Below are 10,760 nucleotides of genomic sequence, written 5' to 3'. Positions count from 1 at the left end.
CCGGTGACCGGATGCGGCGCCCCTACTGGGCCATCTCGTAGGTGCCGGACAGCGCCTCGACCCGCTGCCAGACACGCTCCGTGCGCGCCTCGTCGACGACCGGCCGCCGGACCGAGGCCAGCGCCCACTCCTGCTGCTGCTCCGTCGCCGAGTCCTTGCCGTGCAGTTCGACGGCGTGCCCGGAGAAGTCCCGTACGAGGACGGCGAAGAGTTCGTCGAGTACGTCCTCGTCGAGTCCGGTCAGCGCGGCCTGCTCCAGGACGAGCTGCCCGTGCACGACGAGTGCGAAGAGCTGGCCTATCGACAGGACGAGGTCGAGGTCGCGGCTCTGCTCCGCGTCGGGGGCGGCGGTGGCGACGAACTCACAGAGTGCGTCGGCCTGTTCGCGCAGACGGGCGACGTTGGGCAGGTGCGCGTACGCCTCGAAGGCCGGGCGCCAGTCGTGGAAGCGCACCGAGCCCAGGCCTCGCGCCGGTCCCTGCCGGAACAGGAAGTCGTCGTCGGCCGCGTCGAGACGGGTCGGCACACTCGGGTACTCGGCCGGGTCGAGGAGATGGTTGCGCATGAACTTCAGGATCAGCGCCAGGTTGACGTGGACCGTGCCCTCCAGTTTGGGCAGGCCGCGAATCTCCACGGCCGCCTGGCTGAAGTAGTTGTCCTTCTCGAAGCCCTTGGCGGCGATGACGTCCCACATCAGGTCGATGACCTTCTCGCCCTCCGTGGTCACCTTCATCTTCGTCATCGGGTTGAAGAGCAGGTAGCGGCGGTCGTCCGGACCGGCGGAGCGGAAGTAGTCGACAGCGCGGTCGCTGAACAGCTTCATGCCGACGAGCCTGACGTACGCGTCGGTCAGCTCGCGCCGCACGTGCGGGAAGGCGGTGACGGGGCGGCCGTAGAGGACGCGGTTGCCGGCGTGGGTGACGGCCTCGTACATCGCGTGTTCGCAGATGCCGATCGAGGCGGTGCACAGGTTGAACTTGCCGACGTTGACCGTGTTGAGGGCGGCGTCGAAGGCCGCGCGGCCGGTGTGCAGGACGTCGTCGGACGTTACGGGGTAGTCCTCCAGGCGGAACTCGCTGACGAACTTGGACGAGTCGACGACGTTCTTGACCAGGTGGTAGGCCGGATGGCGGCTGTCGGCGGCGAAGAACACATAGCCGTCGGGGCCCTCGATGTCGGTACGGCGGCCGAAGACGGAGACGAGTCCGGCGGCGTTGCCGTTGCCGATGTAGTACTTGGAGCCGGTGGCGCGGAAGCCGCCGTCGCCGTCGGGCTGGAGCAGCATGTCGGTGGAGTAGATGTCGGCGCCGTGGGCCTTCTCGGACAGGCCGAACGCGAACACCTCTCCCTGCGCGAGGAGTTCCGCCGCGCGGGCGCGGGCGGCGGCGTTGTCGCTCTGCCAGACCGGGCCGAGGCCGAGGATGGTGACCTGCCAGGCGTACCAGTAGTCCAGGCCGTAGAAGCCGAGGATCTCGTTGAGCGCGGCGATACGGGCGGTGTCCCACCGCTTGTCCGGCTCTCCCTCCCCGGCGCTGGACGACGGTGTCAGGAAGGTGGCGAACAGGCCCTCCTTCGCGGCGAAGGCGAGGAAGTCACCCAGCCAAGCGCGGGTCCGGTAGTCCTCGATGAGCTGCCGCTTCCCGCGCTCCTCGAACCAGTCGACGGTGGCACGCAGCAAGCGGCGTGTCTCGGGGTCGAAGTGCGCGGGGTCGTAGGTGCGCGGGTTGAAGAGCAGTTGGTCAGCCATGGTGAGGAACCCAATCGGTCGGTGACGGGTGGCAATCGAGAGGTATGGCGGCCGAAGCGGTGGAGCAGTTGCGCCCGGTGCAGTGGAGCGCGGTCAGTGGCCCGGGCCGAAGCGGGCCAGCGTGGCGAGCACGTCGTCCAGCCAGCCGATCATCATCCGCTCGTACGCGATGCCGCCGCGCAGTACGACGTGCTGGAGCTCCCGCTCCGCGTCCGGCGGCGCTTCCGGAAGGGCGACGCCCGCCGCGGCCCCCGTGAAGTCCCGCTCCTCGCCCGCCAGATAGTGCTCCAGCCGGTCCCGGTGCGCCTGCCGGTGCCGCTCCACCTCGCGGATCAGGGCGGCCGGGTCGTCGAAGGCCGCGCCCCGGATCTTCACCGCCAGGTCGTGGCGGACGCTCTCCGGCTCGATCGGATCGTGCAGCCACGAGGACAGCGCGGCCCGGCCGAGATCGGCGACGGAGTACTCCTTCTTGTCCGGCCGTCGCTGCTGCGGGACGTCCCGGGCTTCGACCCAGCCGTCGTTCTCCATGCGCTTCAGCACGCGGTAGATCTGCTGGTGGGTCGCGGTCCAGAAGTACCCGATGGACCGATCGAAACGCCGGGCCAGCTCATAGCCGGATCCCGGCTTCTCCAAGAGCGACACCAGGATCGCGTGTTCGAGCGCCATGACGACGATCGTGCTATGCAACTTGTTGCATAGCAAGCCCGACCCAGGCCGATGCGACACGGCTCACGCCCGCACCTGCTCCTGGTCACTGCCGGCCGGGCAGCGCCTGCTCGAACCAGACGACCTTGCCCGTGCTCACCCTGGTCGCCCCCCAGCGCTCCGCCAGCTGATCGACCAGGAACAGTCCGCGGCCACCCTCGTCGCTCAGCCTGGCGTGCCGCATCCTCGGCACCTGCGGCGAGTCGTCGCCCACTTCGCAGCGGAGTACGTCCGTGCGGAGCAGGCGCAGGGTGATCGGCCGGGACGCGAAGCGTACGGCGTTCGCCACCACCTCGCTGACCAGCAGTTCGGCCGGCTCCACCAGCGCGTCGAGGCCCCAGTGGTGCAGGGTCCTTCGCGCCAGCCGGCGTGCCTGCCCCGCGGTCTGCGGCCGTGGAGCCATGTACCAGTACGCCACCGCCTCGGGCAGGATGCCCTCGAACCGGGCCGCGAGCAGCGCGATGTCGTCGTCCCGGTCGCGCGTGCCCAGCGAGGCGAGTGCCTGGTCGCACAGCACTTCCAGGGCCGGGGGTTCCCAACCGGCAGGAGCGGCGCGCAGGTGTGCGCACAACCGCTCCACGCCGGACAGCACGTCCGAGTCGCGGGACTCGACGAGCCCGTCGGTGTACAGCAGCAGAGTCGCTCCGGACGGCGCGTGCGTCTCGGTGGACTCGAAGACGCCGCTGCCGACGCCGATCGGTGCCCCGGGCGGGACCGGCAGTACCTCCTCCCGGCCGTCCGTGTGGAGGAGCACCGGGGGTGGGTGACCGGCGTTGGCGATCAGCAGCCGGTGCAGTACCGGGTCGTACATCGCGTACAGACAGGTCGCCATGTGCTCGCTGCCCAGCCGCTCGGCCTGTTCGTCGAGGTGGTGCAGGACCTCGTCGGGAGGCAGGTCGAGCCCGGCCAGGGTCTGCACGATGGTGCGCAGCTGGCCCATGATGGCGGCCGACGTGAGGGAATGGCCCATGACGTCGCCGATCACCAGCGCGACACGGTTGCCGGGCAGGGGGATCGCGTCGTACCAGTCACCGCCCACCTGGGAAGCCCGTGAGGCGGGCAGGTAACGGCTCGCCAGCCGGACTCCGGTCGGCTGGGGCAGTGCGGGAGGCAGCATCGTGCGTTGCAGCGCGGCGGCGACCGATGTCTCACGGAGGTAGAGCGCGGCCTTGTCGACGCCGAGTGCGGTGTGGGTGGCGAGCTGGGAGGCGACGAGCAGGTCGTCCTCGGTGAAGGCGGGCCGGTCGGCGCGGCGGATGAGGACGACGCTGCCCACGACGTGGCGGCGGCCGCGCAGCGGGGCGATGATCAGCCGCGGTCCGGGTTGCGCCGCTCGGGGAGGACTCACCCGTCCCAGCAACTCGGCCAGGGCGGGAGCGACTCCTGGGGTGTCTGCCGACACGGGCCGACCGGCTTGCAGCAGCTCGGCCAGCCGGCCGTCGGCGGCCGGGCGTACGACGTCCGCCGGCCGCACGGCCGCCGAGGTCTCCGGGGGGAGACCGGACCCGTGGGCGGCCGGATCCCTCGGCGGCGCCCGGTCCGTGCTGTGCAGCCGCAGCACGGCGGGGGAGCCGGGACCTTCGTCCCCGACCGGCAGCGGATCGGACAGGTGGACGAAGGCCGTGTCGGCGAAGGCCGGCACGGCCGCCCGGCACAGTTCGTGCAACGTCTCGTCGAGACCGATGCCGCGGGCGATCCGGCGCGTCGCCTCGTCGAGGTAGCGGAGCCGGTCGGTCTGCGGTCCCAGGAGCTGTGGCCGGCGCGGTGGCGTGACGTGCCCGCTCGCCCTGGCCTGTCGGCCGGGGTGTTCATGAGCTCCCAGGTGCTTCGTCACAGCGTCGCTTCCGTCTGGGTGTTCCCCTGCCGGTGCGGGCGGAGGGGGAGCTGTCAGTCGCGCCGCCTACAGCGCAGGAAGATCTGCACCTCCGGCGGCACGTCGGCGCTCGCGGGTGCGTAGGTGTAGGAGTTCTCCTCGACGATCTCGAAGCCGGTCGCCTCGACGGTCTCCCTCAGCTCGTCCCGCAGGTACCCGGACACCCGGATGGTCCTTCCGAGGAACGGGATCGAGAAGTCGTCCACGTCTGCCTCCACCATCGACAGCACGAACAGGCCGTCCGGGAGCAGGAGATGGCGGACGGTCCGCAGTGCGAGGGGGATCTCCTGGCGCGGCAGCATGAGCAGGGAGAAGAAGGCGGCCACCGCGTCGAAGCGGCCGAGGTCGCAGGGTCCTCCCGGCCGCAGATCAGCGATGTCCACCTGGTGGAAGGTGCCGTCGGGCACGTGCTTGCGGGCAAGTTCGACCATTCCGCGTGACAGGTCGACGCCGACGACCTCGAAGCCCGCCTCCGCCAGCCGCCGGGCGGTCGGGAGCCCGGTGCCGCATCCCAGGTCCAGCACGCGGGACCCGGACGGCAGCCGGTCCGCGAGCCACTCGGTGGCCCCGACCTGCCCCTCCTTGTGCGGGAAGGCCTGGTCGTAGTGGTCGCCGATGGCGTCGAAGGCCTCGGCCTGGCCGGTGCGGTCAGGCAGTGCGTCGTCGTAGTCCAGCTTGCCGGGTGGGCTGCTGCTCACAGGCGTTCCCCCTTGCCGATCCTGTGTGGTTTCGCATACATCCTCCCTCATCGTGTCCGGGTCGACATCCCGCATGCGCACGGTATCCCTGGCGCAACGCCGTGTGGTGGCGGTCGTCGAGGGGTCGGAGCCGTCGCCGCGCTCGGCTGCACACCCGAAGCACGTGCTGCCCGCCGAGCGCCCCGTCCCGGCGGCCGAGGGCTGCGGGGAAGCGGCCGAGACGGGCGATGGCCCGCGTCCTGCGCACCGTGGCGCAACGGCTCGCCGCCCCCGGCCTGCACCGGGCCCAGCTCGGTGCGGTACGGCGCGGTTGAGGACACGGAACCGCCCAGGCCCCCGGCCGGCCCGTCTCGGGGCGGCTGCCGGACCACCTAGGGCAGGGCCTGTTCGGCCCAGATCACCTTGCCCTGCGGGGTGTACCGGGTGCCCCAGCGCTCAGCCATCTGCGACACCAGGAACAGGCCCCGGCCCCCCTCGTCCGTCGACGCGGCGTACCGCAGATGCGGTGAGGTGCTGCTGCCGTCCGCCACTTCGCAGATCAGCGTACGGTCGCGGATCAGCCGCACGTGGATCGGTCCGGAGCCGTAACGGATGGCGTTGGTGATGAGCTCGCTCAGGATGAGCTCCATGGTGAAGGCGAGTTCCGACAGGCCCCACTCGTCGAGCCGCCGGGACACGGCGTCGCGCATGCCCGCGACGGCGGCGGGGTCCGGTGGCACGTCCCAGTCGGCGATGCGGTCGGGCGGAAGTTGCCGCGTGCGGGCGACGAGCAGGGCGACGTCGTCCTTGGGGCGCTCGGGGAGCACCCGCTCCAGCACGTCCTGGCAGGTCTCCTCGGGCGGCCGGCCGGGATGGCCGGTGAGCGCATCGCGCAGCAGCCCCATCCCCACGTCGAGGTCGCGTCTGCGGTCCTCGATGAGGCCGTCGGTGTACAGGACGAGCTGGGTCCCCTCGGCGAGGCACAGTTCCGCGGTCCGGAACGGCATGCCGCCCAGGCCCAGGGGTGGGCCGGCGGGCACGTCCGGGAAAGTCACGGTCCCGTCGGGGTGGACCAGCGCCGGCGCCAGATGCCCCGCCCGTGCCATGACGTAGCGGCGCGTCACGGGGTCGTAGATGCCGTACAGGCAGGTGGCGCCCACGACGCCCGCCGCGCTCTGCGCCGTCTCGTTCTGGTCGATGCTTCCGACCAGGTCGTCCAGATGGCTCAACAGCTCGTCCGGTGGCAGGTCCAGGGCGGAGAAATTGTGCACCGCGGTCCGCAGTCGTCCCATCGTGGCGGCGGCGTGGAGGCCGTGGCCGACCACGTCGCCGACGGCCAGAGCCACCCGGCTGCCGGGCATGGGAATCACGTCGAACCAGTCCCCGCCCACGCCCGACTGGGCGGGGAGGTAGCGGTAGGCGATGTCGAGGGCGTTCTGCTCGGGCATGGCCTGCGGCAGCAGACTGCGCTGGAGGGTGACGGCCAGGGCGTGCTCGCGGGTGTAGCGGCGGGCGTTGTCGATGCTGATCGCGGCACGGGCCACCAGCTCCTCCGCCAGGGACACGTCCTCCTCGTTGAAGGGCTCGTGCTGTCGCGTGCGCCAGAAGCTGGCCATGCCCAGCACGACGCCACGGGCCTGGATGGGGGCGGTGATGAGGGAGTGGATGCCGTAGTCGATGATCGCCTTGGCCCGCTGAGGGTCCTGCACGCGCCAGCCCGTGGCGGAGGGCAGATCGCTCACCAGCTGGGAGCGGCCGCTGCCGTAACCGCGCGCATGGGGCGTGGAGGGAAGGTAGTCGAACAGCCGGCCCTGTTCGGTGAGCGGATGGTCGTCCACGATGCCGGACACGGCCGCGCGTCGCATGTCCGTCCCCGTGGGGGCCGGCTCCTCGCCGTGCAGGACGGCGTCGGCCAGGTCCACGGTGACGAAGTCCGCGAAGCGGGGGATGGGAACCCGCGCCAACTCGTCGGCGGTACGCAGCACGTCCAGGGTGGTACCGATGTGGAGTCCGGCGTCGTACAGCAGCCTGAGCCGCTCGCGTGCCACCTCCGCCCGGCCCGTCACCGCCTGTAGCTCGGTGGAGTCGCGCAGGGTCACCACTGTTTCCCGCGGGCCGCCCTCGCGACCCGTGGGCCGCTGGTTGACCGCGATCAGCCGGTCTCCGGCGAGGTGCACCTCGTCGGTGGCCTCGCGCCCGGAGGCGAGCAGCGCCTTCATCTCGGGATCGAGGCCCGGCAGGTCCGGGACGAGCCGCCCCTCGATGTCCGCGGGCAGCTCCAGCAGTCGTCTGGCCTCGTCGTTCACCAGCACCAGCCGCCCGTCGGCGGCCACGATCAGCACCCCTTCGCGAACGGAGTGGAGCACTGTGTCGTGGTGCTCGTACATCAGGGTCATCTCGTCCGGGGCCAGGCTGTGTGTCTGCCGGCGCAGCCGCCTGCCCAGCAGCACCGTCACGCCGATGGACAACAGGAGCGCTCCGGCCCCGGCGCCCAGGATGATCGGTAGTTGCCGGGTCAGCTGACTCTCGACGTTCTCGACCTTCATCCCGGCCGAGACGAGCCCGACGACCTCGCTGCCGGCGTCCTTGATCGGCACCGTGGCCTGCACCTCGCGACCGAGCGGGCCGTCGACGCTCTCCACGTAGACCTTCCCCGCCAGCGACGGTCCGATCTCGCCCACGAACCGCTGTCCGATGCGGTCCGGCAGGGGGTGGGTGTACCGGATGCCGTCGGTGTCCATGACCACGATGAAGTCGACGTCGGCGGCCCGGCGTGCCGCTTCGGTGAGCGGCTGGAGGATCTTGCTGGGGTCAGGGGTCTGCAAGGCCGCAAGGACACCCGGTGAGTGCGCGAAGGTCTGCGCCACGGCCGTGGAGCGGCGCCGCGCCTCGGCGCTGGTCTCCCGCTCCGACTGGAGGATGAGGGCGAAGACCCCGCAGGCCACGAGCAGCACCACCAGGGCCACCTGGAAAACCAACACCTGCCCGGCTACGCTCCGCGTGCTCTTGCTGATCAGGCGCTTGACCGACAGGCGTTGAAAACGGGCGAAAAGACTCGCCATGCGACCTTTTTAACACCAGTGATCCCGAGTGGCCAGGGCGCACCCGACCTGACACGACTGATCTCGGGCGCCTGAGCGGCCGCATCTCGCGCGATCCCGCCTCCTCCCGGCGTGGCCCTGACCCGTCCGGACGCGGTCGTCAGTCGCGCCATCTCGCGCATGAGGCATGATCCTTCCGCGCCCTGTGTCCGATTAGGTCGATATGATGCTTTTTGTGATCTCGTCTGCACGGCTGTGGCGCCGTCGCCCCGCCTACAGCGGCCGATGGGAAGCCGCCAGGCTGTCGCCCCTGGTCCTGACCGTTCTCATCGCCGGCCTGGCGTTCTCCACACCCAGGGAGATCGCCTTCAGCCGCCTTCTGCCCGCCGCGCCGGCCCTGGCGGCCGCGATGTGGCCCGTGCTCCCCACGATGGTTCTGGGGGCGTTCTGCTTCCTGCTCATGATCGTCCTCAGCTTCTTCCACACCGATCTGGGGACGCAGTACACCTCGGCCGCGATCATCGCCGTCACCTTGGCCGCCGCGTACGGCAGTCATGTCCGGCTTCAGCGGGAGGAGACGCTCTTCCAGGTCCGCCTCGTCGCCGACGCGGCCCAGAAAGTGCTGCTACGCCCCCTGCCACGCCGCATCGAGGGCATCGACATCGAATCGCTGTATCTGGCGGCCCAGGAGCAGGCCAGGATCGGCGGCGACTTCTACGAGGTCATCGGCACACCGCACGGGGTCCGGTTGCTCATAGGCGACGTGCGAGGCAAGGGCCTGTCCGCGGTGGGGGCGGCCTCGGCGGTGATCAGCTCCTTCAGGGAGGCCGCCTACGACGAGCCCGACCTGTTGGGCATCGTCCACCGCCTGGAGACCACCGTCACGCGCCACAGCGCCGCGTTTCCCGTACAGGACCAGCCCGAGCACTTCGCCACGGCCCTCCTCGCCGAGATCCCGCACGACGGCGACCGGCTGCTGATCCTCAACTGCGGGCATCCGCCGCCGCTGATCGCGGATTGCGGGAAGGTCCGGATCCTGGAGCCCACCATCCCTTCCCCGCCCCTCAACCTCGCAGCGCTCATCGGTGACCGCTACTGGGTCGACACCGTCCCCTTCGCCCCGGGCGAGCAGTTGCTGCTCTACACCGATGGCGTGTCCGAGACCCGGGACCACGCCGGCCGGTTCTTCCCGTTGCCGGACTGGATGCGGCGGCAGGACACGGAGCACCCCCGCGAGCTGCTCGACCGGCTGCACCGGGATCTGCTCCGGCACAGCGGCGGAAGGCTCGGTGACGACATCGCGGCCCTCGCGCTGAGACACACCACCGCGCAGGACAGGGAAGCCCTCGGTCCCGAGGGCTGAATCCCGGGGCGCGTGGAGGGCCTCCTGCGGCGCGCGGGAGGCCGGGACCACCGGATCGGCACGTGCGGCCACTGCCGTGATGCCGGCCCTCCGCATCTGTTCGCCTGACAGGTTCCCGCAGCCGACCCCGCCGCTGGTCGTGGCTCAGCCCGTGTGCAGGACGCGCACGCGGTCGGGATGCGCCGGATCCCGGTCGACGACCTGGACCGGGGCCCCGGCCCACTGCCACACGTCGATGCCCGGCACGCGGGAGAGCCGGATCCGCCCGCGCGTGCCGTCGGCTGCGGCATGCGGCCAGGCCGCCGCGATGCGGGACCGGTCCGTGCCGTGGGCGCGCAGCACCTCGGCAAGGAGGGTGACCGTGTCGTAGCCCTCGAAGGCGACGAAGGAGGCAGCTTCGGCCAACTGCTCGCGCAGGGCCGCCTCCACGCGTGCACCGAGGGGAGTGAGCCGCACGGGGAGGTAGCGCAGGAAGGGGATCCCGGCGCCGTCGGCACCCAGCAGCGCCGTCCACTCGGCGAACTCGGGTTGCCCGGCCGGAGCACCGATCATGAGCTCGGCGAGGCGCGGGTCGCGGCGGACGGATCCGACGATCGACACCGCCGGATCCGGAAGGCCGGCCAGCACGAGGAGGACTGTCGCGCGCTGCTCGACCAGCGCGTCGCACACGGCCGCGGGGGAGAGGGCGCGGGCGTCGAGTTCGACGACGCTGCCACCGCGCGAAGTGACGTACTCCCGCAGCAGGCGGGCGCCGGACGCCCAGTAGAGGCTCGGCTCGGCCGCCACGGCGATCCGGTCGCGGCCCGCGCCGAGGAGGTAGTCCGCGTAGACCTGCCAGCCACGGGACTGCGGCGGGGAGAGCCGTGCGACCCAGTCCGTCGGCCGGTCGGTCAGCGCGTCGAGAACCGCCGACGAGCAGAGGAACGGCAGGCCGAGCGCGTCGGCCCGGGTGGCGGCGGCGCGCGCGACGACGCTGTGATACTCGCCCGCCAGAGCCGTCACACCCAGGCGGGCCAGTTCCTCGACGGCCGCCTCGGCCCTCCGCGGATCAGCCGCGGTGTCCCGCACGATGAGTTCGAGCGGTGTCCCGGCGATTCCGCCACCGTCGTTGACGTCGCGAACGGCCGATTCCAGCCCGGCGAGCAGGTGTTGACCCGCCTGGACCCAGCCGGGCCGAGTCAGCGGGACGAGAGCGCCGATCCGGACGGACTCGCCGGGACCGCCGAGGGGCAGGGCCCGGTCGTACGGCTGTATGTCGTCCCGCCGTGCCGGGCGCTCGTGTTCGGCCATGCCGGTCATTGCACACACCCCACCGCCGACAGGCAACCGGTTTGATGACGGCTGCCGGGCGGAT

At 71.2% G+C, this 10,760-nt stretch carries 7 protein-coding genes; 1 reads left to right on the top strand and 6 read right to left on the bottom strand.

Annotation, left to right across the window (positions count from 1 at the left end):
• Nucleotides 1-22 precede the first annotated feature (22 nt).
• The 5 genes from AB0E85_RS30045 to AB0E85_RS30025 form a co-directional block, all read right to left on the bottom strand.
• On the bottom strand, nucleotides 23-1,747 hold the full coding sequence (locus AB0E85_RS30045; protein WP_361933600.1) for an acyl-CoA dehydrogenase family protein: 1,725 nt from the start codon (nucleotides 1,745-1,747) through the stop codon (nucleotides 23-25).
• Between the two features lie 93 nt (nucleotides 1,748-1,840).
• Nucleotides 1,841-2,413, bottom strand: a complete 573-nt coding sequence (locus tag AB0E85_RS30040; RefSeq protein WP_361933598.1) for a PadR family transcriptional regulator — start codon at nucleotides 2,411-2,413, stop codon at nucleotides 1,841-1,843.
• Nucleotides 2,414-2,498: 85 nt separating this feature from the next.
• Nucleotides 2,499-4,199, bottom strand: a complete 1,701-nt coding sequence (locus AB0E85_RS30035; RefSeq protein WP_361933607.1) for a SpoIIE family protein phosphatase — start codon at nucleotides 4,197-4,199, stop codon at nucleotides 2,499-2,501.
• 140 nt (nucleotides 4,200-4,339) lie between these two features.
• Nucleotides 4,340-5,023: a class I SAM-dependent methyltransferase gene (locus AB0E85_RS30030; protein WP_361933595.1), complete on the bottom strand. Its 684-nt coding sequence runs from the start codon at nucleotides 5,021-5,023 to the stop codon at nucleotides 4,340-4,342.
• Nucleotides 5,024-5,394: 371 nt separating this feature from the next.
• Nucleotides 5,395-8,064 carry a SpoIIE family protein phosphatase gene (locus AB0E85_RS30025; RefSeq protein ID WP_361933592.1) on the bottom strand — a complete coding sequence of 890 codons (2,670 nt, stop codon included), beginning with the start codon at nucleotides 8,062-8,064 and terminating at the stop codon, nucleotides 5,395-5,397.
• Between the two features lie 205 nt (nucleotides 8,065-8,269).
• Between AB0E85_RS30025 and AB0E85_RS30020 the strand changes: the two genes are divergently transcribed.
• Nucleotides 8,270-9,406, top strand: coding sequence for a PP2C family protein-serine/threonine phosphatase (locus AB0E85_RS30020; protein WP_361933589.1), 1,137 nt, complete (start codon nucleotides 8,270-8,272; stop codon nucleotides 9,404-9,406).
• 144 nt (nucleotides 9,407-9,550) lie between these two features.
• On the opposite strand, the gene AB0E85_RS30015 is transcribed toward AB0E85_RS30020, so the two are convergent.
• Complete coding sequence (locus AB0E85_RS30015; RefSeq protein ID WP_361933586.1) at nucleotides 9,551-10,696, bottom strand: ABC transporter substrate-binding protein; 1,146 nt, start codon at nucleotides 10,694-10,696, stop codon at nucleotides 9,551-9,553.
• Between the last annotated feature and the right edge of the window lie 64 nt (nucleotides 10,697-10,760).

Origin of the sequence: Streptomyces sp. NPDC029044, from assembly GCF_040637495.1 — a bacterium.
GTDB lineage: Bacteria > Actinomycetota > Actinomycetes > Streptomycetales > Streptomycetaceae > Streptomyces.
This window is presented reverse-complemented; position numbering and strand designations above follow the sequence as displayed.

Bases quoted from the DNA above. Each gene is read 5' to 3' on its own strand.
- AB0E85_RS30020 (WP_361933589.1), top strand. From the start codon at position 8,270: ATGCTTTTTGTGATCTCGTCTGCACGGCTGTGGCGCCGTCGCCCCGCC.
- AB0E85_RS30015 (WP_361933586.1), bottom strand. From the start codon at position 10,696: ATGGCCGAACACGAGCGCCCGGCACGGCGGGACGACATACAGCCGTAC.
- AB0E85_RS30040 (WP_361933598.1), bottom strand. From the start codon at position 2,413: ATGGCGCTCGAACACGCGATCCTGGTGTCGCTCTTGGAGAAGCCGGGA.
- AB0E85_RS30045 (WP_361933600.1), bottom strand. From the start codon at position 1,747: ATGGCTGACCAACTGCTCTTCAACCCGCGCACCTACGACCCCGCGCAC.
- AB0E85_RS30025 (WP_361933592.1), bottom strand. From the start codon at position 8,064: ATGGCGAGTCTTTTCGCCCGTTTTCAACGCCTGTCGGTCAAGCGCCTG.